The 21,744-nt window shown below is 71.5% G+C and carries 21 protein-coding genes; 13 read left to right on the forward strand and 8 right to left on the reverse strand.

Features of this window, described 5'->3' with window-relative positions; all coding sequences use genetic code 11:
• Window positions 1–2 precede the first annotated feature (2 nt).
• Window positions 3–1,097, reverse strand: a complete 1,095-nt coding sequence (locus SACE_RS22015; RefSeq protein ID WP_011873748.1) for an IS630 family transposase — start codon at window positions 1,095–1,097, stop codon at window positions 3–5.
• A 103-nt stretch (window positions 1,098–1,200) separates the two neighbouring features.
• On the opposite strand from SACE_RS22015, the gene SACE_RS22020 reads away from it, so the two are divergent.
• Entirely contained in the window at window positions 1,201–1,716 is a 516-nt protein-coding gene (locus SACE_RS22020) for an RrF2 family transcriptional regulator (RefSeq protein WP_009943594.1), read from the forward strand.
• A 7-nt stretch (window positions 1,717–1,723) separates the two neighbouring features.
• Here the strand turns inward: SACE_RS22020 and SACE_RS22025 are convergent, their stop codons facing one another.
• From SACE_RS22025 to SACE_RS22035, 3 genes are all read right to left on the reverse strand, one after another.
• On the reverse strand, window positions 1,724–2,455 hold the full coding sequence (locus SACE_RS22025; protein WP_009943593.1) for an SDR family oxidoreductase: 732 nt from the start codon (window positions 2,453–2,455) through the stop codon (window positions 1,724–1,726).
• 68 nt (window positions 2,456–2,523) lie between these two features.
• The gene (locus SACE_RS22030) at window positions 2,524–3,189 is read right to left on the reverse strand and encodes a nitroreductase (protein WP_009943592.1); all 666 of its coding nucleotides are present in this window, start codon (window positions 3,187–3,189) and stop codon (window positions 2,524–2,526) included.
• Between the two features lie 187 nt (window positions 3,190–3,376).
• Window positions 3,377–3,853: a MarR family winged helix-turn-helix transcriptional regulator gene (locus SACE_RS22035; RefSeq protein ID WP_009943591.1), complete on the reverse strand. Its 477-nt coding sequence runs from the start codon at window positions 3,851–3,853 to the stop codon at window positions 3,377–3,379.
• Between the two features lie 164 nt (window positions 3,854–4,017).
• On the opposite strand from SACE_RS22035, the gene SACE_RS22040 reads away from it, so the two are divergent.
• The gene (locus SACE_RS22040) at window positions 4,018–4,761 is read left to right on the forward strand and encodes an SDR family oxidoreductase (protein ID WP_009943590.1); all 744 of its coding nucleotides are present in this window, start codon (window positions 4,018–4,020) and stop codon (window positions 4,759–4,761) included.
• 122 nt (window positions 4,762–4,883) lie between these two features.
• Here SACE_RS22040 and SACE_RS22045 read toward each other — a convergent pair whose 3' ends face one another.
• The 3 genes from SACE_RS22045 to SACE_RS22055 form a co-directional block, all read right to left on the reverse strand.
• Window positions 4,884–5,681, reverse strand: coding sequence for a DeoR/GlpR family DNA-binding transcription regulator (locus tag SACE_RS22045; RefSeq protein ID WP_009943588.1), 798 nt, complete (start codon window positions 5,679–5,681; stop codon window positions 4,884–4,886).
• A 90-nt stretch (window positions 5,682–5,771) separates the two neighbouring features.
• Entirely contained in the window at window positions 5,772–6,776 is a 1,005-nt protein-coding gene (gene pdxA / locus SACE_RS22050; protein WP_009943586.1) for a 4-hydroxythreonine-4-phosphate dehydrogenase PdxA, read from the reverse strand.
• Between the two features lie 4 nt (window positions 6,777–6,780).
• Window positions 6,781–8,076 (reverse strand): four-carbon acid sugar kinase family protein, encoded by a 1,296-nt coding sequence (locus SACE_RS22055; RefSeq protein WP_009943585.1) that lies wholly within the window; start codon window positions 8,074–8,076, stop codon window positions 6,781–6,783.
• Between the two features lie 183 nt (window positions 8,077–8,259).
• Between SACE_RS22055 and SACE_RS22060 the strand changes: the two genes are divergently transcribed.
• The 11 genes from SACE_RS22060 (at window position 8,260) to SACE_RS22110 (ending at window position 20,164) form a co-directional block, all read left to right on the forward strand.
• Window positions 8,260–9,828, forward strand: coding sequence for an ABC transporter substrate-binding protein (locus tag SACE_RS22060; protein WP_009943584.1), 1,569 nt, complete (start codon window positions 8,260–8,262; stop codon window positions 9,826–9,828).
• 3 nt (window positions 9,829–9,831) lie between these two features.
• Complete coding sequence (locus tag SACE_RS22065; RefSeq protein ID WP_009943583.1) at window positions 9,832–10,767, forward strand: ABC transporter permease; 936 nt, start codon at window positions 9,832–9,834, stop codon at window positions 10,765–10,767.
• On the forward strand, window positions 10,764–11,666 hold the full coding sequence (locus SACE_RS22070) for an ABC transporter permease (RefSeq protein WP_011874383.1): 903 nt from the start codon (window positions 10,764–10,766) through the stop codon (window positions 11,664–11,666). Before SACE_RS22065 ends, SACE_RS22070 begins: the two co-directional genes overlap by 4 nt.
• Window positions 11,663–12,496 carry an ABC transporter ATP-binding protein gene (locus SACE_RS39955; protein ID WP_009943581.1) on the forward strand — a complete coding sequence of 278 codons (834 nt, stop codon included), beginning with the start codon at window positions 11,663–11,665 and terminating at the stop codon, window positions 12,494–12,496. Before SACE_RS22070 ends, SACE_RS39955 begins: the two co-directional genes overlap by 4 nt.
• Window positions 12,493–13,323: an ATP-binding cassette domain-containing protein gene (locus SACE_RS39960; protein ID WP_009943580.1), complete on the forward strand. Its 831-nt coding sequence runs from the start codon at window positions 12,493–12,495 to the stop codon at window positions 13,321–13,323. The genes SACE_RS39955 and SACE_RS39960 overlap by 4 nt, the downstream gene beginning before the upstream one ends.
• Window positions 13,320–14,297 carry an aldo/keto reductase gene (locus SACE_RS22085; RefSeq protein WP_009943578.1) on the forward strand — a complete coding sequence of 326 codons (978 nt, stop codon included), beginning with the start codon at window positions 13,320–13,322 and terminating at the stop codon, window positions 14,295–14,297. The genes SACE_RS39960 and SACE_RS22085 overlap by 4 nt, the downstream gene beginning before the upstream one ends.
• Before the next feature lie 156 nt (window positions 14,298–14,453).
• The gene (locus tag SACE_RS22090; RefSeq protein WP_009943577.1) at window positions 14,454–15,227 is read left to right on the forward strand and encodes an HpcH/HpaI aldolase family protein; all 774 of its coding nucleotides are present in this window, start codon (window positions 14,454–14,456) and stop codon (window positions 15,225–15,227) included.
• On the forward strand, window positions 15,224–16,408 hold the full coding sequence (locus tag SACE_RS22095) for a sialidase family protein (RefSeq protein ID WP_009943576.1): 1,185 nt from the start codon (window positions 15,224–15,226) through the stop codon (window positions 16,406–16,408). The genes SACE_RS22090 and SACE_RS22095 overlap by 4 nt, the downstream gene beginning before the upstream one ends.
• Complete coding sequence (locus SACE_RS22100) at window positions 16,405–17,355, forward strand: phosphoglycerate dehydrogenase (RefSeq protein ID WP_009943575.1); 951 nt, start codon at window positions 16,405–16,407, stop codon at window positions 17,353–17,355. The genes SACE_RS22095 and SACE_RS22100 overlap by 4 nt, the downstream gene beginning before the upstream one ends.
• A 97-nt stretch (window positions 17,356–17,452) precedes the next feature.
• Window positions 17,453–18,868 carry an Nramp family divalent metal transporter gene (locus SACE_RS22105; protein WP_009943574.1) on the forward strand — a complete coding sequence of 472 codons (1,416 nt, stop codon included), beginning with the start codon at window positions 17,453–17,455 and terminating at the stop codon, window positions 18,866–18,868.
• A gap of 279 nt (window positions 18,869–19,147) precedes the next feature.
• Window positions 19,148–20,164: a methyltransferase gene (locus SACE_RS22110; RefSeq protein WP_231849725.1), complete on the forward strand. Its 1,017-nt coding sequence runs from the start codon at window positions 19,148–19,150 to the stop codon at window positions 20,162–20,164.
• Window positions 20,165–20,343: 179 nt separating this feature from the next.
• Here the strand turns inward: SACE_RS22110 and SACE_RS22115 are convergent, their stop codons facing one another.
• Window positions 20,344–21,720, reverse strand: a complete 1,377-nt coding sequence (locus SACE_RS22115; RefSeq protein WP_009943572.1) for an FAD-dependent oxidoreductase — start codon at window positions 21,718–21,720, stop codon at window positions 20,344–20,346.
• Between the last annotated feature and the right edge of the window lie 24 nt (window positions 21,721–21,744).

Genomic DNA, 21,744 nt, shown 5'->3' on the forward strand with positions numbered 1-21,744 from the left:
CACTAGTGTCGTGAGTCGTTAATTCGTTGGCAGTAGGCTGCGAGGGTTTGGAAGATTTCGTCGGCGGTCTTGGTCCAGACGAAGGGTGTGGGGTCGGCGTTCCAGGATTCGATCCAGGCGCGGACGTCTGCTTCGAGTTCGGTGACGCTGCGGTGGGCGGATCGGCGGAGTTTGCGGTTGGTCAGCTCGGCGAACCACCGTTCGACGAGGTTGAGCCAGGAGGCGCTCGTGGGGGTGAAGTGCACGTGGAAGCGCGGGTGGCGCAACAACCATTTCTTGATCACGGGTGTCTTGTGCGTCGCGTAGTTATCACAGATCAGGTGCAAGTCCAGTTCGGCGGGAGTGTTCTTGTCGATGGTCTTCAGGAATTTCAGGAACTCCTGATGGCGGTGCCGCCGGTAGTGCTGGCTGATGATGGATCCGGTGGCCACGTCCAGGGCGGCGAACAGGCTGGTGGTGCCGTGCCGGACATAGTCGTGGGTCATGCGCGCCGGGGTGGTGGGCATGACCGGCAGGATCGGCGCGGTGCGATCCAGAGCCTGTATCTGGGATTTCTCATCGACGCAGAGGACCAGGGCGTTTTCCGGTGGGTCCAGGTAGAGGCCGACGACGTCTCGGACCTTTTCCACGAACAGCGGATCGGTGCTGAGCTTCCAGGTCTGCACCAGGTGCGGCTTGAGCTCAAAAGCCCGCCAGATCCGGGAAATCGCCGTCTGCGACATCCCGACCGCGTTCGCCATCGAACGAGTCGACCAATGCGAGTCCTCGTTCGGCGGCGCCTCCTCCAGTGTCTTGGCGATCACGGTTTCGACCTGTTGGTCAGTGATCGTGCGCGGGGCACCCGGCCGGGGCTCGTCCGACAATCCCTCCAGGCGATCAGCGACAAAGCGGCGGCGCCACTTCGTCACCGTCGGAGGGGAAATCTGCAACTGCCGCGAGACGTCCATGTTGGACACTCCCTCGGCGCAGGCGAGCACGATCCGTGCCCGCAACGCCAACGCCTGCGCGGTTTTCGGGCGACGCGCCCACCTCTGAAGCGTCTCCCGTTCAGCGTCCGTCAACGCCAAATCGGGCAAACGCGGACCTCTACGACCCATCACCAAAACATACAACAAACTTCCAACTCAGGACACTAGTCGCCGGGCGTGGGCCGAGATCGCGGACATCATCGGTCCACGTTCACCTTGTTAAGGTGGCGGCATGAAGCTGTCGCAGGGCGTGGAGTGGGGCCTGCACTGCACGGCGCTGATCGCGCAGGCCCCCGAGGACACCGCCCTGTCCCGGCGGAGCCTGGCCGAGCACCACGGGCTGCCCGAGGCCTACCTGGCCAAGCACCTCAACGCGCTGACCCGCGCCGGCCTGCTGACCGCCACCCCGGGACCGCGCGGCGGGTTCCGCCTGGCCCGGCCCGCCGAGCGGATCACCGTGCTCGACGTACTCGACGCCGTCGAGGGCGACGCCGCGCCGTTCGTGTGCCAGGAGATCCGCCAGCGCGGCACCGGCGCGGTGCCTCCGGAGAAGTGCACCAGCCCGTGCGGCATCGCCGCCGTGATGGCCCAGGCGCACGAGGCGTGGCGCGACACGTTGCGCCGCACCACCATCGCCGATCTGGTCGGCCAGGTTCCCGACGACATCCGCGCCCGCAACCGGGAGCGTTTCAGCAAAGCCGCGTCCGACCGCTCCGGCTCGGCCACCGGACGGCGCGAGGAGAGCTGAGGCTGCTTCAGGACAGCCAGTCGGTGTAGCGGGTGGGGGCGATGCGGGCGTCCTCCGGGGCGGTGAGGACGTCGCCGTGGACGGCGGCGAACATGCCGGCGGTGTCATCGGTGACGACGGAGCGCCCGTCGCTCTTGGCGACCAGGGTGAGCCGGCCGAGCTCGTCGAGGGGGTAGACGTCGGGGCCCGCGATGTTGACGACGCCGTTCACGGGGCTGCCCGCGGCGACCTCGGCTACGAACCTGGAGACGTCCGCGGCGGCGATCGGCTGGATCGGGGTGCGCGGCAGGCGGACGGTGTCGCCTTCGGTGGTCATGGACAGGGTCGCGTCCATGAACTCCATGAACTGCGTGGCGCGGACGATGGAATAGGGGATCGGCCCGGCCTTGAGTAGGTCCTCCTGGAGCACCTTCGCCCGGTAGTAGTCCAGCTCGGGCACCTGGTCCACGCCGACGATCGAGAGGACGACGAAGTGCCGGACCCCGACCTTCTCGCTCGCGGCGAGGAGGTTTTCCATCGAGGTCCGGAAGAAGGCGAGCGAGGCCTCGTCGAAGGTCGGGGAGTTCGCCAGGTTGATGACAGCGTCGGCGTCCGCCACAGCCGCCTCCAGCCCCTGGCCGGTGATGATGTCCACGCCCGTGGACGGGGAGTGCGGTACGGCCTGGTGACCGGCCGCGTTCAGGTTCTCCACGACCCGTGACCCGATCCGCCCGGTTCCGCCGATGACTGCGAACTTCATGGCACACGCCTCCCTTCGATGTCAGGTCCCCACGTGCGGCTTGTGCGGTTCTGGTTGCGGCCTGCGTGCTAACCCTCGACGAACGTGACCGTCTCGTCGAGCCGCGCCCTGCCCGTACGGGTGTAACCCTCCGCGGCGTCCTCGAACCCGATCGACATGCCGCAGAAGAGGACCAGGTCGTCCGGCGGCGCCAGGACCTCCGCGACGGTCTCGTGGAACTTCGCCCACGCCATCTGCGGGCAGCTGTGCAGCCCTTCGGCGCGGAGCAGCAGCATGACGGTCTGCAGGTACATGCCGACGTCGGACCACTGGGGACGGCCCAGGTCGCGGTCGATGTAGCAGAACAGGGCCGCGGGCGCGCCGAAGCAGTCCCAGTTCGCCGAAGCTGCCCGCTGGCGCGCCTCCACGTCCCCGCGCGGAATGCCGAGCGCGCCGTAGCGCTGCTCGCCGAAGGCGGTCCGGCGCTCGTGGTACGGGGACTTCAGCACGGGCGGGTACTGCTCGTACTCCGCCTCGTCGAAGGGGTCGCCCGCGGCCAGGCGCTCGCCGGCGCGCTTCTTGATCTCGGCCAGCGGCTCGCCGGTCACCACGTAGATCTTCCACGGCTGAAGGTTCGATCCGGACGGCGCCCAGGCCGCGGCGGACAGCACCCGCTCCAGCACCTCCCTCGGGACCTCACGGTCGGTGAACCCGCGCACCGCCCGTCGGCTCCTGACGGCCTCGTAGACGTCCATCAACCGCATCTCCCTGCTCAACGCGGGCCTACCTCGTTACATCCACGATAGTATCATTCAATACCATCTCAGATAAGACTAATTCGGAGTTCGAGGCGTCACAGCCACTGATGCCTCAGCCGGGCGGACAGCGAAAGGCGCAAGGCGTGGAACGCACCCGTGACAGGCGACCGCGGCGCCGTCGCGCTTACGCCTCGCCGCCCGCGGGGTAGGCGAACCTGGTCAGCAGAGCCTTCAGCTGCTCCGCCTCGCCGGACCCCAGCCCGGCGACCAGACGTTCGGCCAGCGGCTCGGCCGCCACATGGGCCGCATCGAAGAGCTCAAGGCCATCGGGCGTGATCTCCACGGCCCGCGCCCGCCGGTCCCCCGCGACGGCCTTGCGAACGGCCAGCCCCTTGCGCTCCAGGTCGTCGACGACCCGCATGATTCCGGCCTTGTCCGACCCCGTTGCCGCCGCCAGGTCCCGCTGGACCGTCGGCCCGCGGTTGACCAGCTCGATCAGCACGGCGAAGTGCCGCAACTCGATGCCGAGCGGCCGAAGCGCCTCCGCCATCACCGATGCCGCGCGCCAGTGGGCCTGGCGCAGCAGCAGGCCGAGGGCGAAAGGCGAGGTGTCCCCGGGGCGGTCGGTCGCCCGCGAGGGGCCAGGGGCGTCGGCGGCCATGAGGGCATGTTAACGCCTGAAACCATCTCACTTGAAACCAAACCTCTCCGCGTCGAGCAGGCGGTGCGACAGCACAGGTCGCCGCACAGCCAATCATGGATATTGCGTATCCACGAAAGCCGCATTAGGGTCGGCTGGACTACGCCAACGAGGAGAGATCACCCATGCGGATCGCAGTCGCCGGCGCCACCGGCAACATCGGAAGCCTCACCGTCGCGGCCCTCGAAAGCACCGGGCACGAGGTCGTGCGGATCAGCCGCTCGCTCGGCGTCGACCTGACCACCGGCGCCGGGCTCGACGACGCCCTCGCCGGCGTCAGGGCGGTCGTCGACGCCACCAGCTCGCCGCCCGTCGGCGAAGCCGAGACGGTGGAGTACTTCGGCACCGCGACCGCCAACCTGCTCGCCGCCGAGCAGCGGGCCGGGGTCGCCCACCACGTGCTGCTCTCGATCGTGGGCATCCACGGGGTCGACGGCAACGCGCACTACGCGGGCAAGCGCGAGCAGGAGCGCCTGGTGACCGCCGGACCGGTGCCGTGGACGATCGTGCCGGCCACGCAGTTCCACGACTTCGCCGCGATGGTGGCGAGCTGGACCGAGCAGGATGGCGTGGCCACCATCGCGCCGCTGCTCGTGCAGCCGATCGCGCCCGGGGACGTCGCCGACGTGCTCGCCGAGGTGGCGGTGGGTGAGCCGCTGGGCCGCCACCCCGACCTCGCCGGACCGGAGCCGCAGGACCTCGTCGACATGGCCCGGCGCACCAACGCCGCGCGGGGGCGCGAGGTGAAGCTCGTGCCGACGTGGTCGGGGATGTTCGGTCCGGCGATGGCGGGCGAGGCGCTGCTGCCCGGCGAGGGTGCCCGCATCGCGCCGACCACCTTCGAGGAGTGGCTCGCCGGACAGCGCTGAGCGGTACCGAACCCGCTGAACCGATGTCTGTCCACAGAGGCCATCCACGCCGGAGCACACCCGAGCCCGCGGCATTTCCCCGCTCGAAGGGAAAAGCCGAGCTGTCCGGCGTCAGGCCGGCTTCAGGCTCCGCGTTGCTCCGCGACGCCGTCGGCGCCGACCACGACCACCTCGACCCCGCGAGCCCGGAACGGCGCGATGTCGGCTTCGCCGGCCTTGGCGTCGGTCACCAGCATGCAGCGGTCTGGCAACGCCGCCCAGGCGTGGAAGGGCCGGCGGCCGAGCTTGGCGGCGTGCACCAGGACGTAGACCCGCTTCGCCCGCTGCGCCATGAGTTCCTTGAGCCGGGTCTGCTGCAGGCTCGCCTCGCAGATGCCGTCCTCGGCGGTGACCCCGTCGGCGCCCAGGAAGGCGCGGTCGAAGGTCATCCTGGTCAGCGCCGCCTCGGCGAGCGGGCCGACGAAACCCTGGCTGAGGTGGCGCAGCGTACCGCCCAGGCACTCGACGTGGACGTTCTCGGCGTTGGCGAGCTCCTGCAGCGCCGTCAACCCGGTGGTGGCCACGGTCAGGTCGCGTGCGCGGCGCAGTTCGTGGGCCAGCGCCCCCGTGGTCGAGCCCGAGTCGAGCAGCACCGCCTCCCCCGGGCCGATCTGCGCCGCGGCCCAGGCCGCGATCGCCCGCTTGGCCTCGAACTCCTCGCCGGTGCGCTGGCGCAGGGACGCCTCCGGGTGGGCGGCCATCGCCATCGCGCCGCCGAAGGTCCGGGCGAGCTGCCCCGCCGACTCCAGCGCCTGCAGGTCGCGGCGGATGGTGGAGGCGGTCACCCCGAACGTCGCCGACAGCTCCTCCACGCTGGCCAGCCCCGACGTCGTGGCCAGCTCGACGATCGCGTCGCGCCGCGCCTGTGATCCGCGGGTCATCGTCCTCCTCCGCTCACCGGCAACTCGCCGAAGCAGCCCGGAAACCAACTCGGAACGCGCCCGGCTCCCGCTCTCGCACCGCGGGACCTCCTACACGGCCGGAGCGGACGCCAGCTCCGCCGCCTGGCGCAGGGCCTCGATCATGCTACCGACCTCGACGACGCCCTTCCCGGCGATGTCGAAGGCGGTGCCGTGGTCGACCGAGGTCCGGATGACCGGCAGCCCGACCGTGATGTTGACCCCGGCCTCGATCCCCAGCACCTTGACCGGGGCGTGCCCCTGGTCGTGGTACATCGCCACGATCAGGTCGTAATCGCCGCGCCCGGCGAGGAAGAACGCCGTGTCGGCGGGCAGCGGCCCGTGCGCGTCGATGCCCTCCGCGCGCAGGGCGGCGATCGCGGGGACGATCTTCTCCTCCTCCTCGCCGTGGCCGAACAGCCCGTTCTCCCCGGCGTGCGGGTTGATCCCGCACACGCCGATCCTCGGCTCCGCCACACCGGAACCGACCATCGCCCGGTGGCCCCGGCGCACGGTGCGCTCCACCAGACCGGGCTCGATCCTCGCCACGGCGTCGACCAGTCCGATGTGGGTGGTCACGTGGACGACCTTGACCTTGGGCGTGGACAGCATCATCGACACCTCGTCGGTCCCGGTGAGGTGCGCGAGCAGTTCGGTGTGGCCGGGGAACAGGTGCCCCGCCGAGTGCAGCGCCTCCTTGTTCAGCGGTGCCGTGCAGATGCCGTGGACCTGCCCGGCGGTCGCGAGCTCGCCGGCGACCCGGACGTAGTGGTAGGCCGCGTCGCCTGCCACCGCCGAGACCTCGCCCCACGGCAGGTCCGCCGGGAGCAGCCCGAGGTCGATGACGTTGACGCGGCCCGGCGCGAAGACCGCGTCGGCGACCGACTCCACCGCGACGACCTCCGCGGGTCTCCCGAGGATCTCGGCGGCCTGGCGCAGCCGGGCGGCATCGCCGACGACGACGGGCCTGCACCGCGCCGCGGTGCCGTCGTCGAGCAGTGCGCCGACGGTGACTTCGGGTCCGACGCCGGCGCCGTCTCCCATGGTGACGGCGATGAGGGGAAGAGCGGTGCTCACCTGTTCAGCCTTCCGTGGAGCCCGGGACGAGCCCGGGTGCTGTCGTTGGCAGTGAGGTCGTTGGCTGGTCTGCCACTGGCGGGGATGTCGTTGGCAGGGAAGGAAAATCTGGCCGGAGGTGCCGGAGGATCCGCACGAGGCTGTCCGGGTCGCCGAAACTTCCGGGGCGGGTGACGACCGAGCGGCCGTCGGCGGTGCGGCTGAGCACGGCGCCGTGGTGCACCTGGGCGACCGGGCGCAGCGCTCGCACGCCCAGCGCGTCGAGGACCTTGCGTGCCGTCTCGCCTCCGGTCAGGACCAGGTCGACGTCCTCGACGGCGGTGACGACGCGTCGCACGGTGCCGGCCAGCCGCCGCACGAGGGCGCGGGACTGGGCGGGGTCGACGCCTCGCGGCGCGTGGAGCCGCAGTGCGGTCGGTTGTTGCCGCACCGCGTCGGCGATGCGCTCGATCTCGCCGGGAAGCGGGTCCCCGTGGGCGAGCTGATCGACGTGCAGGTCCAGCGACCGCGCCCCCGCTTCGACGAGCCGGTGCACCTGGACCGACGCGCCCGGCTCGGCCGTGCCGACGACGACCAGCAGCGCGCGGTCCTCGCGCGGCGCGAACTCCGGGCGTGGCGCGGCTTTGCGCTGCCGGAAGGACCGGCCGAGGGCGGCGGCCAGACCGCCGGAGCCGACGAGGGCGACCTCCGGCGGGGTGGCGGCCACGACGGCGTCCAGATCGCTGTCGGTCTCGGAGTCGCAGACCGGGATCCGGCCTGCGGCAAGCGATTCGGCGATCGCGGACCGCGGGTCGCGGCGGATCTCGGAGAGCGAGACCGAGCGGCAGGGCGCGGGTGCGAGGACCTGGGCGATCGAGTCCGGTGCCGAGCCCGGTTCGGTGCCCCATGCCGTCGTTTCGCGCAGGGGCGCACCGTTGACGCGCACCGCTCCGGCGACGACGGTCCGGCCGCCGACCGGGAGCGCCGGCGCGAGAACGGCGGGGCCGACGGCCGAAAGCGTCGCGGCCACGTTCCCGCGCAGCAGCGAGTCGATCTTGACCAGCACCCGCGGACCGGTCGGACCGCGCTGCGCGAGCACGTGCGCGAGCGCCGCCCCGGCGCGTTCCGCGTCCGACTGCCGTGTGTCGAGGTCGACGACGAGTGCACGCGCCTCGGCACCGTTCTGCGCGTTATACGCAGAAACCATTGCGCCTGGATCGAGAGCGAGGTCGGCGCGCAGCGCGGAGGACATCAGCGCCGCCGCGGTCTCGGCCGCGCCCGAAAGGTCGTCCGCAAGGGCGAGAACAGCGAGATCGCGCATCCTCTCCCCTTTCCGCGCACCGGGCGCGTGCCGTCGCCGAGAACGCGGACCCACCGCATCCCTCGCAGTCTTTGCGCGAATCACGCTACTGTCATTGCGCGAAACACGCAATCGTGCAAGGGTGCTCCACGCAACACCGGCCGCCCGCAGGCCGGGCCGGTGTGCCAGACGGAAAGGTCGACGATGACCCAGTCGAGATCCCCGGCGCTGTCCCGGCGCAGCGCGTTGCGGCTCGGTGCCGGACTGTGCGCACTGGGTCCGCTCGCCGCCTGCGCGGGACCGACCGGGAGCCCGGGGCCCGACACCATGACCCTGGCCCTCAACCGCTCCCTGGTCTCGCTGGACAACAAGCTCAACCAGTTCGAGGCGGCGGTCACCGTGCAGCGCGCCGTGCGGCAGGCGCTGGTGCGCATCGGCCCCGACCTGACCCCCCAACCGGTGCTGGCCGAGCGGTTCGAGCTCACCGAGCCGACGGCGTGGACGGTGCGCCTGCGCGCGGGAGCGCGTTACTCCGACGGCAGCCCGGTGACGCCGCGGGATGTCGCCACGGCGCTGGAGATGTACCAGGGCGTCAACGGCTCGTTCCTGGCGGCGTTCTTCCCCGAGTGGCCGACGGTCGTCGCCCTCGACGACCGCACCTTCCAGCTGCGGTCGCGGCGGCCGCTGCCCGCGCTGGACTACCTGATGGCCAACATCCTCATCACCCCGTCCGGCGCCAACCGGCCCGAGGAGCTGCAGTCCGGGATCGGGTCCGGCCCCTACGTGGTCACCGCCTCCAACCGAGGGACCGGCGACTACTCGCTGACCGCGAACCCCCGCTACTGGGGCCCGCCTCCGCGGGTCCGCAACGTCGAGGTCCGGTTCGTCCCCGAGGAGTCCAGCCGGGTGGTCTCGCTGCGCAGCGGCGAGGTCGACGTGATCGACACGATCTCGCCGGACTCGGCCGAGCAGTTGACGGGCCTGCCCGATGTCGAACTCGACACCGTGCCCGGGACCCGGATCAACCAGCTCTTCTACAACTTCCGCAAACCGCAGGGCCATCCGCTGTCGGATCCGCGCGTCCGCCAGGCGCTGACGTTCGCGATCGAAGGCCGCACGCTGGTGGAAGACGTGCTCGTCGGGTCGGTGGAGCAGGCGGGCGGTGTCGTGCCCGCGACGCTGTCCGGCGCGGTGCGCACCGGCGAGTACACCTTCGACCCGCGACGGGCCCGGCAGTTGCTCGACGCGGCGGGAGTCCGCGAGGGCGACCTGCGGCTCAAGATCATCTGGGAGTCCGGCGAGTTCCCCGCCGACACCACCGTGATGGAGGCGGTGCTGCAGATGCTCGGCCGCGTCGGCGTGCCGGTGACGCTCCAGCAGTTCGAGCCCGGCGGGGACATCTCGCAGTGGCGGCAGGGCCGCGCGGGCGACTGGGACGTCCTCGGCAACGGGTTCACCAGCCCCACCGGCCTGGCGATGATCACGTTGCAGGGCATGTACGGCGGGACCGCGGAGAAGGAGAAGACCCGCGACACCTACCAGGGCTACGTCGTCCCCGAGGTCGCCGGCCTGCTGGACCGGGCGAACTCCGAAGTGGACCCCACCGCGCGGCAGGAGCTGGTCGCGCGCGCCCAGCACGCGGTGTGGAACACCTGGCCCTGCCTGTGGGCGTTCGTCCCGCGCGCGGTGCTGGCCCGCCGCAGGCGGGTGAAGGACCTGGCGCTGGAACCCACCAACTCCTACGAGCTCGCCTCGACCCGGCTGGAGGGATGAGCCGTGGTCCGCTACCTCCTGCGCAGGCTGGGACTGAGCGCCCTGACCGTCTTCCTCACCGTCTCCACGGTGTTCGTGCTGATCCGGATGGCCCCGGGTGACCCGGCGACCTCCTACGCCGGGCCGCTGGCCACGACCGAGGAGCTCGCGCGGGTCCGCGCGCAGCTCGGCCTGGACGAACCGCTGACCACCCAGTACGCCGTGTTCCTGCGCGGGCTGGTCACCGGCGACCTCGGCACCTCCTACTCGTTCCAGGCACCGGCGTTCGACGTCGTGTCCGAGCGGGTTCCCTACACCGTCACCCTCGCCGTCGCCTCGATCGCGATCACCGCGCTGCTGGCCGTCCCGCTCGGCGTCTGGATGGCACGGCGGGCCGACACCCGCCGGGAGACCGGCGCGAACGTGCTCACCATCGCCGGGCAGTCGATGCCGGAGTTCTGGAGCGGCGTCATGCTGCTCACCGCCTTCGCGGTGGTCGTCCCGGTGCTGCCCGCGTCCGGGTTCGCCACCTGGGCCGGTCTCGTGCTGCCCGCGACCACCGTGGCGCTGCTGCAGATCGCCCTGATCTCCCGGCTGGTGCGGCGGGAGATGGCGGCCAACCTCGCAGCGCCCTACCTGACGATCGCGCGCTCGCGGGGGCTCTCCGAAGCCGTGCTCACCTGGCGCTACGCGCTGCGCAACTCCTCGATCCCGGTGCTCACTGCACTGGGGACCCGCTTCGCCGCCATGCTCAACGGCGTCGTCGTGGTCGAGGTGGTCTTCGCCTGGCCCGGCGTCGGTTCGCTGGTGGTGCGGGCGCTGGAGACCAGGGACTACCCGCTGATCCAGGCCACCGTCCTGATCACGGCCGCGCTGGCGGTGGGCGTGCAGCTCCTCATCGATCTGACCTACCCGCTGCTGGATCCGCGGGTGCGGCTCGGGAAGGCGGTCGCCCGATGACCCGGTCCACTGTGGAAGAGAGCAGGCCGAGCCGGGTCACGCCGAAGGACCTCGCCCGCGCCTCGGCGACCCGGCGGGCGAAGTCCGCGCGGGCCAAGCTCTGGGCGGGCGCGGTGTGCACGTCGCTGGTGGTCGTGCCGGTCGCGCTGGCCAACGTGCTGCCGATCCCCGGCGCCGACGACCAGAACCTGCACGAGCGCAGACTGCCTCCGCTGACCGACGGCCACCTGTTCGGCACCGACCAGCTCGGCCGCGACCTGCTGGCGCGGGTGCTGCACGGCGGCCAGGTGTCGCTGCTCGTCGGTGTGCTCGCGGTCGTGGTCTCCGGGATCGTCGGCGTGCTGGCCGGTGCGGCGGCGGGCTACTTCGGCGGCTGGGTCGACGCCGTGGTCTCGCGGCTGCTGGAAGCGCAGATGTCGTTGCCGCTGCTGATGATGCTGTTGCTGGTGGTGGCCTTGTTCGGGCCGTCGGTACCGGTCATCACGTGCGTCATCGCCATCGCGCAGTGGCCGGAGGTGGCCAGGCTGACCAGGTCGCTGGTGCTGGTGGAACGCGAGAAGCCCTACGTCGACGCGGCCCGGGTGCTCGGGCTGCACCGGGTCGCGGTGCTGGCCCGCCACGTCGTCCCCAACATCGCCAAGCGCGCGACGCTGGTCGTTCTGCTGCTGCTCGCGCAGGCGGTGCTGCTGGAGAGCGCCCTGAGCTACCTCGGCGCCGGACCGCAACGGCCGTTCGCCACCTGGGGCCGGATCATCTCCGACGGCCAGGACTACGTGACGACCTCCTGGTGGCTGGTGACGCTGCCCGGACTGGTGATCGTGGTCCTGGTCATCGGCGTCAACCTGCTCGGCGACGGCCTGCGGGACCGCAGCCCCGCGCGGAAGGGAGCAGGCGCATGACCACCGCCACCGGAGAGCCGCTGCTGGCCGTCAGCGACCTCCAGATCGAGCTGATCACCGAGGCCGGCGTCGTGCGCGCGGTCGACGGGGTCTCGTTCGAGATCCGCACCGGCGAGACGGTGACGATCATCGGCGAGTCCGGTTCGGGCAAGTCGACGACCGCGATGGGCGTGCTGCGGCTGCTGCCCGACGACCTCGCCGTGCTCTCCGGCAGCGCCGTGATCGGCGGACGCGACGTCATCGCCGACCCGCGCGCGGTCCGCGAGGTGCGGGGGCGCGAGGTCTCGCTGGTCCCGCAGGACCCGATGACCGCGCTCAGCCCGGTGCACACCATCGGCCACCAGCTCGTGCAGAGCGTGCGGCTGCGCAGGCCCGAGCTGCCCGCCGCCGCGGCGAAGGCGTCGGCCGCGGAACTGCTGGCCCGGGTCCGCATCCCCGAGCCCGACCGGCAGCTCCGCAAGTACCCGCACCAGCTCTCCGGCGGCATGCTGCAACGGGTGCTGATCGCCATCGCGCTGGCCGCCGAACCGCGGCTGCTCGTGGCCGACGAGCCGACCAGCGCGCTGGACGTCACGGTGCAGGCCGAGATCCTCGACCTGCTCCTGGAACTCCAGGAGCACACCGGCGTCGGCATCCTCATGATCACCCACGACCTCGGCGTCGCGCGGCTGGTCTCCGACCGCATCCACGTCATGCGCGCCGGGCGCTTCGTCGAGAGCGGCGAGGTGGAGGACGTCGTGGGCGCCCCGGCGCAGGAGTACACGCGGGCGCTCCTGCGGGCCGTGCCCGAACTCGGTCCCTGGGACGGAGCGAACGGAGACCCCCGATGAGCGAACCGATCCTGGACGTGCGCGACCTCGTCGTCGAGTACCCGACGCCCGCAGGACCGTTCCGGGCCGTCGACGACGTCAGCTTCGCGGTGGCCGCCGGGAGCACCCTGGCGGTCGTCGGCGAGTCGGGCTGCGGCAAGTCCACCATCGCCCGGTCGCTGGTGCGGCTGCTGACGCCGACGTCCGGCAGCATCCTGCTCGGCGGGCGGGACATCGCACGGCTGGGGGAAAGGCACCTGCGTCCGCTGCGCCCCCGCATCCAGATGGTCTTCCAGGACCCCTACGGGTCGCTGGACCCGCGGCTGTCCGCCGCCGAGATCGTTGGCGAGCCGCTGCGCCTGCACGGCGTGCGCTCCAGGACCGAGCGGACCCGCGAAGCCGCCGCGCTGCTCGACCGCGTCGGGCTGCCCGCGCACGCGCTCGACCGGCGCCCGGCGGAGTTCTCCGGCGGCCAGCGGCAGCGGATCGGCATCGCCCGCGCGCTGGCCAGCCGGCCGGAGGTCCTGGTGTGCGACGAGGCGACCAGCGCCCTCGACGTCTCGGTGCAGGCGCAGGTCCTCGCGCTGCTGCGGGAGATCCAGCGGGAGAGCTCGCTGACCTACCTGTTCATCTCGCACGACCTCGCCGTGGTCCGCGAGATCAGCGACCAGATCGTGGTGATGCGCAAGGGGTCCCTCGTCGAGCGCGGCCCCACCGAGCGGGTGCTCGCCGCACCCGGGCACCCCTACACCCGCGCGCTGCGCGCGGCCGCCCTCGACCCGTCCACCACGCGGGGCCGCAAGCCACGCGCGGCCACCGCCACGACCGCCGGAGGAGCTGTCCGATGAAACCCACCCGACTGCCGGGAACCGACGTTCCGCTGTCCCCGCTCGTGCTCGGCACGATGACGTTCGGGGACACCGTCGACGCCGCCGCGGCCGGCCGGATGCTCGACGTCGCGCTGGAGGCCGGGATCACCGGGGTCGACACCGCCAACGGCTACGCCGGCGGCGCGGCCGAGGAGATCCTGGCCGGCCTGCTGCGCTCGCGGCGCGACCGCGTCGTGCTCGCGACCAAGGCCGGCATCCCCCACCCCGACGCCGGGGAGCACTCCCCGCTGTCGGCACGCGGGCTCCGGGCCGGTGTCGAAGGCAGCCTGCGGCGGCTGGGCGCCGACCGCATCGACCTGTTCTACCTGCACCAACCCGACCGGGCGGCACCGGTGGCCGAGACGCTGACGACGGTGGCCGAGCTGGTCGCCGAGGGCAAGATCGGCGCGCTCGGCGTCTCGAACTACGCGGCGTGGCAGATCAGCGAGCTCAACCGCGCCGCCGACGAGACCGGAGCACCCCGCCCCGTCGTCGCGCAGCAGCTCTACAACCTGCTCGCGCGGCGCATCGAGGAGGAGTACGCCGAGTTCGCGTCGGCCACCGGCCTGCTGACGATGGTCTACAACCCGCTCGGCGGCGGGCTGCTGACCGGCAGGCACTCCTTCGGGGAGCAGCCTTCCGGCGGCCGGTTCGCCGACTCCCGGGTGGCCGAGATGTACCGGCAGCGCTACTGGAACCCCGAGCTGTTCGAGTCGGTCGCCGCGCTGGCCAAGGTCGCCGACGACGCCGGGATCGGGCTGACCGAGCTGTCCCTGCGCTGGCTGGTGTCCAAGCCAGCCACCGGATCGGTCCTGCTCGGCGGCTCGAAGGTCGAGCACCTGCGGGCCAACATCGCCGCCCTCGACGCCGGGCCGCTGCCCGCCGACGTCGTCGCCGCCTGCGACGAGGTCGGTGCCGCCCTGCGCGGCCCGATGCCCGCCTACAACCGCTGACCGGACAGCACGAGCTTCGCTCAGCCCAGTACCGCACCGCGATCTTTTGGTCGTTGTCCTCAAGCGGCAGAGCCGCTTGGCCCACCCTCGGCACCGGCACCGCCACCCGCACCGCAACGCAAGACGAGCAAAGAAGAGAACCGAAGGAGAGAACCCATGACCGCGGCCGACTTCGCCCGCAGGATCCGCAACCGGGAGCGCGCCATCGGCTACTGGTCGGTGCTCGACGCGCCGGTCGCCACCGAGCGCATCGCGCGCCTGGGCTACGACTACGTGGCGCTGGACTGGCAGCACGGGCTGATCGGCTACGACGGCATCCTGCACGGTATGCAGGCCATCGACGCCGGTGGGGTGTCGATCGGCGTGGTCCGGGTGGAGGCCAACGACGCGGCGTCGATCGGCCGCGCGCTCGACGCCGGAGCCGGCGGCGTGATCGTGCCGCTGGTCAACACCGCCGAGGACGCGGCGGCGGCCGTCGCCGCGACCCGGTACCCGCCGCGCGGCGTGCGCTCCTACGGCCCGATGCGCTCCATGCTGCGGATCGGTCCCAAGCCCGCGGAGGCCGACGAGAGCACCGTCGTGCTGGCCATGATCGAGACGCCGCAGGGCCTGGAGAACGTCGAGGCGATCTGCGCGACCCCGGGTCTCGACGGCGTCTACGTCGGACCGTCGGACCTGTGCCTGGCAGTCGGGGGCGCCTACCCGGGTGATCCCGATGTCGCCGAGGTCTTCGAGGCCGCGCTCAAGAAGGTGCGCGAGGTGGCCGCGGCGGCCGGGATCGCGGCAGGGATCCACACCCCAGAGGGCCGCGCCGCCGCGCGCAGGCTGGCGGAGGGCTACACCTTCGCCACGGTCGCCTCCGACCTGGTGCACCTGGAGAAGATCGCCGCGGCGCACCTGGCGGCCGCCTCCGGAAACGAGGACTCGTGACCACCGCCCTGCGCACCGACGGCGTGGTGCGGCCCGTCCCGGACGACCCGCACCGCCGGGAGGCGTTCCTCCCCGCCCCCGCCGTGCAGTCCCACGCCGCGAACCTGATGCCCCTGCCGGACGGTGACCTGGGGTGCGTCTGGTTCAGCGGGACGCAGGAAGGCGTGGCCGACATCGGCGTCTGGTTCTCCCGGCTCGCCGCCGGCGGGGACACCTGGTCCGAGCCCGTCCGGCTCTCCGACGACCAGACGCGGTCCGAGCAGAACCCGGTGCTGTTCCCCGCGCCCGGCGGTGAGCTGTGGCTGCTGCACACCGCCCAGCACGCGGGCGACCAGGACACCGCGGAAGTGCGGGTGCGGACCTCCGGCGACAGCGGACGGACGTGGGGGCCGGTGCGCACGCTGGTCGCGGCGACCGAGGCGGGCGGGGTGTTCGTCCGCCAGCCGGTGGTCGTCCTGCGGTCCGGCCGGTGGCTGCTGCCCGTCTTCCACTGCGCACGTCCGGAATTCGGGAAGTGGGTCGGCGACGACGACACCAGCGCGCTGCTCGTCTCCGACGACCGCGGTGCGACCTGGCACCACGAGGAGGTTCCGGACAGCACCGGGTGCGTGCACATGAACGTCGTCGAGCTCGACGACGGCTCGTTGCTGGCCCTGTTCCGCAGCCGCTGGGCCGACGCCATCCACGAGAGCCGCTCCCACGACGGCGGGCGGAGCTGGAGCGCCCCGGTGCCGACCGCGTTGCCCAACAACAACTCCTCGATCCAGTGCACACGCCTGCGCGACGGGCGGCTGGCGCTGGTGTTCAACGCCAGCAGCGCGGCCGACGCCACCGAGCGGAGAACGTCGCTCTACGACGAGATCGACGACAACGGCATCACCGGCTCCCCGTCCACGCAGGGCGGCCCGAGCCGCGCCTTCTGGGGCGCGCCCCGGGCACCGCTGACCCTCGCCCTGTCCTCGGACGGCGGACGCACGTGGCCTGTCCGCCGGGACGTGGAGACCGGTGACGGCTACTGCATGACCAACAACTCGCGGGACGGGCTCAACCGGGAGCTGTCCTACCCGTCGGTCGCCCAGACCGCCGACGGCGTCCTGCACATCGCGTTCACCTACCACCGCAGGGCTGTCAAGCACGTGCGGATCGATCCCGACTGGGCGTCGCGGGGAGTTGCACGATGACCACCACCCTGATCACCACTCCGACGTTCGGCCGTTTCTCCCGGGAACCGTGGGAGATCCTCGAAGCCGCCGGATCCGCCGCGGTGCGTCCGCACGAGACGCGGGCCATGCCCGCCGACGACCTGCTCGCCAGGGTGCCGGAGGCCGACGCGCTCATCGTCGGCATGGACCTGGTCACCGCCGAGGTGATCGAGGCCGGGCCCCGGCTGCGGGTGATCGCCAAGCACGGCGTGGGCGTCGACAACATCGACCTGGACGCCGCGCGGGCGCGGGGCATACCCGTGGTGTTCGCCCCCGGCAGCAACTCCCGCGCCGTGGCGGAGCTGACGTTCGGCCTGATGATCGCCGCGGCGCGGCGGATCGCGGCGGCGCACACGGCGGTCGTCGCCGGTGACTGGCCCAAGCTCTACGGTCCCGAGCTCGCCGGCCGGACGCTCGGCGTCATCGGCTTCGGCCGGATCGGGCGCCTGCTCGCCGGGTACGCGCAGGCCTTCGGGATGACCGTGGTCGGATACGACCCCTTCCTGGACGACGGGGAGCTGACCGAGCGGGGTGTGCGTCCGGTGAGCTTCAGCGAGTGCCTGGCGATGTCGGACTTCGTGAGCCTGCACCTGCCCGCCGAGCCCGGCAGACCGCCGCTGCTGGACCAGCGGGCTCTGCGGACGATGAAACCGGGTGCCTGCCTGGTCAACGCCGCGCGCGGCGGCCTGGTCGACGAGTCCGCGCTGGCGGAACTGCTGCACTCCGGACATCTCGGGGCCGCCGCCTGCGACGCGTTCGCCACCGAGCCGCTGGCGGACAGTCCACTGCGGACCGCGCCGAACGTGCTGCTGACACCGCACATCGGCGCGTGCAGCCACGAGGCCAACCGCGACATGGGCGTGATGGTGGCCCAGGACGTGGCCAGGGTGCTCCGCGGCGAACAACCCCACCACAACGCCACCTGACGGCCAGCCGACACCACCGTCCGAGTTCCACCGCCCCGCCGACACTCCCCCCTGCCCCGCACCCGGCGACGAGGCCGGGTGGAGAGGACGTAGCGCCATGAACGCGAACCCCGCGACCAACGCACCGGTCGAGCCCGATCTCTACGCGCTGCGAGCCGAGGACGTCCGCAGGCCGCCGACGACCTTCCTCGGCAGGCTGCGCCACCTCGGTCCCGGCATGGTGCTCTCCGCGGCCGTCGTCGGCTCGGGCGAGCTGATCGTCACCACCTCGATGGGAGCCCGCGCCGGGTTCGCGCTGCTGTGGCTGGTGATCCTCAGCACCGGGGTGAAGGTGTGGATCCAGATGGAGCTGGCCCGCTGGACAATCCTCAACGGCACGACCGCGCTGGAGGGCTTCAGCCGGGTCGGCCCGCGGGCCGGGCGCGTCGGGTGGATCAACCTGCTGTGGATCGGGATGGACTTCGCCAAGATGTTCCAGCGCGGGGGCATCATCGGCGGCACGGCCGCGGCCTGCTCGATCCTGTGGCCGGTCTACGGTGCCGCCCTGAGCTTCCCGTCGCTGGTGGTGTGGACGGTGATCGTGACCGCCAGCGGTGTGCTGCTGCTGCAGAGCAGCAAGTACAGCGTGGTGGAGAACGCGGCCGTCATCTCGGTGGCCGTCTTCACCTTCGCCACCGTCGGTCTCGCGCTCGGCCTGCCGCTGGCGGACTTCTCCTACGGCCCGGGCGAGATCGCCGGCGGCCTGAGCTTCGCCATCCCCGCCGGCACCGTCGGCATCGCCGTCGCCATGTTCGGTGCCACCGGAGTCGGGGCCGACGAGATGACGACCTACACCTACTGGTGCCTGGAGAAGGGCTATGCGCGCTGGACCGGGCCCGACGACGGCACCGAGGAACGCGCCCGGCGGGCCGAGGGCTGGCTGCGGGTCATGCGGCTGGACGTGCTCGCCTCGTGGCTGGTCTGCACGCTGTGCACGCTGTCGTTCTACGTGATCGGCGCCGCGGTGCTGCACCCGCAGGGTCTGGTCCCCGAGGGCAACGACATGATCACCACGCTGTCGCGGATCTACACCGACACCATGGGCCCGTGGGCGCAGTACCTGTTCCTGTTCGGTGCGATCGCGGTGCTGTACTCCACCTACATCGGCTCGACGGCCAGCGTGCCGCGGCTGTGGACCAACACGCTCGGGCTGCTCGGCGTCATCGACTGGGAGGACGTGCGCGCCCGCCGGCGCACGATCCGCATCCTGACCTGGTGCCTCCCGCCGGTGTGGGCGACGTTCTTCCTGTTCCTCCAGTCCCCGGTGCTGATGGTCCAGGTGGGAGGGATCGGCGGCGGGGTCTTCCTGCCCGGCGTGGTGATCGCCGTGTGGAAGCTGCGGACGACCGAGGTCGACCGGCGCTTCCGCGCCAACCCCTGGCTGACCGTCGCGCTGGTTCTCAGCAGCACCGCCATCGCCACGATCGGCGTGTACTCGGTGCTGGAGGTCTTCGGCATCGGATTCGGCGAGTAGCGGCACGCGAGACGCCGCCGAACGCGACCTGGCCCCTCGCACCGGAGTCCGTCGACAACGGAAATAGTGGGAAAGCGACCCGTCCGGAATTCCTCCCGAAATCAAGATCGGCTTCTTCTGCGCCGCACCACCGCGTGATAAGAATGGCGGATGGGGCCGCCCGGGCACGACCGGAGCGGATTTGTTCAACACCGCCGGAATCGCCCGGCGGTGCGGCGCGGCGGAATTCCGGGTCCGCCACGCCGAGCACGATCCCGGAGTCAGTGAGCGTGAGATCTGGTGACCACGAGTGTGCGCGATGGCAGCGCTTTGTTGATGGAACTCCACGACGGCTTCATCCGGGCGCGAGCGCTCCAGCTCGCGGCCGAACTGCAGATCGCCGACCTGCTGTCCGACGGACCGCGCAGCACCGACGACCTCGCCACGGCCACCGCGACGGACTCGCGGTCGCTGTACCGGCTGCTGCGGCTGCTCGCGGGCTGCGGCATCGTCTCCGAGGTCGAGCCCCGCAGCTTCGCGGTAACCGCGACCGGTGCGCACCTGCAGGGAGACCACCCGCAGTCGGTGAAGGCGACGTTGCTCAGCGCGGGGCTGTTCCACCCGGTCTACGCCGATGCCATGCACAGCCTGCGCACCGGCGAACCGGCGTTCCCGAAGACCTTCGGCAAGCCGCTGTTCGACTACCTCAAGGACCACCCCGAGCAGGCAACGCTCTTCAACGGCGCGATGGCCGACGCCAGCAGGCTGGAGACCGCCGCGCTGCTCGAGGCCTTCGACTTCTCCGGTGCACGCGGCATCGTCGACGTCGGTGGCGGCACGGGCACGCTGCTCGGCGCGGTGCTGAGCGCGTACCCGCAGAGCACGGGCGTGGTCTACGACCTGCCGCACCTGGCCGCGGAGGCGGCCGCGAAGGCCGAGGCCGCGGGGGTCGCCGACCGCCTCACCTTCACCGGCGGCGACTTCTTCCAGGAGGTGCCGGCCGGCGGTGACCTCTACCTGCTGAAGTCGATCGTGCACGACTGGCCGGACGAGGACGCGGTGCGGATCCTTCGCGGCTGCCGGCGGGCGATGTCCCCGCAGAGCCGGCTGCTGCTCATCGAGCGGGTGCTCCCGCCGGGCGACGACGACCACCCGGGCAAGGCCATGGACATCACGCTGCTGGTCGTCCTGGGCGGCCGGGAACGCACCGAGGACGAGTATTCGGCACTGCTCGCGGAGGCCGGTTTCCGGCTCACCGGGGTCACCCCGACCGCCTCTCCGATGAGCGTCGTCGAAGCTGTTCCGGTTCAGGACTGATCCGCGGGAAAGGCGTCACCATCCGGTGGCGCCTTTTCTTTTTTCGTTGCCCGCTCTTGTTCCCGGCACAATTCGAACCCGCGGCGGATGCACGTGTTCCGCGCGGGTTCCTCGTATTCGAATCGACGGAATCGCGAAACCAGCCGGGGGCGAGCACCCCGGCTGGTTTCGCGCTCGAATCACACGGCCACTCCCACTCCCAGCGCGTCGAGCACCTGGGCGTAGGTCGGAGCGCTCGCGGCTGCCTGGTCCTTGGCGCTCGAGGTGCCGATGGCCTGGATCCGCTCGTGGATGTCCGAGGTGTCGACCGTGCGGGTCAGCATGCTGACGTAGCGGCGGGCCGCCTGGCCGAGCTCGGGGTCGTGCTCCTCGGCGTCGATCATCAGGAACGGGTTCGGCGGCATGTCGGGCAGCAGGTGCTGCCACGGCTCGTCCTCCACCGCCGCGCGCCACAGCGACGTGCGCGCGACGTCCTGGACCACGACGTCGTCGAACCACGGCCGCACGTAGTCCACCTGCTCCTGCGTCGTGCGCACGTTGAGTGCGGCCAGCTCGCCTTCCGTCCCCGCGAAGGTCTCGGCGATCCGCACCGCGTGCGCGAGCGCGAGCGCGAGCCCGCGCCCGAACGTCGGGTCGGTGAGGCAGACCCGGTCGCCGACCGGGAAGTAGCCCTTCGGCGCGTCCGGCGCCAGCCCGCGCAGCACGTTGCGCAGTCCCGGCATCGGGACGACCTCGCTGATCGGCGAGGCTTTGCCGTCCTCGAACCACGGCCGGAACGGCTCGAGCATCGCCACCACCCGGTCGAACGCGTGCGGGTCGCGCAGCTTCTTCATGGCGTCGTCCTCGGGCAGCCTGCCGATGTCGATCGAGAACGTCCCGCGGTCGTGGTAGAAAAGCGCCGCGCCGTAACCGAGTCCGTCCACGACGCTGACCGAGCCGTACTGCAACGGCGGGCGCTCGGCGCCGTCCCGCAGGACGTAGAAGCGGCTGTTGTAGACCTTGCCGCACTCGATGTCGGAGACGACCGGCGTGAACGCCAGGCCGAGCTTCGAGCGCGCACCGGTGGCGTCGAGGACGGCGTCGTAGTCGCGGTCGCCCTCGGCGGTGCGAATCCCTTTGAGCGTGCCGTTGTCGACATCTCCGAGTTGCACGGAAGCACCGGGGCAGTACCGGATGCGGCTTTCCCGCCCGCGTGCGCGGTGCAGCGCCCACTCGAGCGTGGTCCGGCGGGCCGCCATCATCAGCAGGTCCTCGTCACCGGGCGCGGTCGCCGCGAGCGGACAGCTGAAGGGCAGTTCCTCCACACCGCCTGCGAGCATGTCCTCGTGCACGTCCGGCAGGTTCTGCCGCAGCAGCTTGCGGAACAGGCCGAGGAAGACGTGCGGGTGCTGGGTCTGCGGCGCCCCGGGCCGGTTCCACTGCTGCACGTCGTCCAGGTCGTCCGGCGGCGGGGTGTCCCGCTCGTACAGGTCGACCTCGAATCCGCGGCGCGCCAGCAGGATCGCACTGCTCAGCCCGGCGACGCTGCCACCGACGACGGCAATTCGTGCAGCCATGATGCTCCTAATGTGATGGATGTT

Origin of the sequence: Saccharopolyspora erythraea NRRL 2338 (assembly GCF_000062885.1) — a bacterium.
GTDB lineage: Bacteria > Actinomycetota > Actinomycetes > Mycobacteriales > Pseudonocardiaceae > Saccharopolyspora_D > Saccharopolyspora_D erythraea.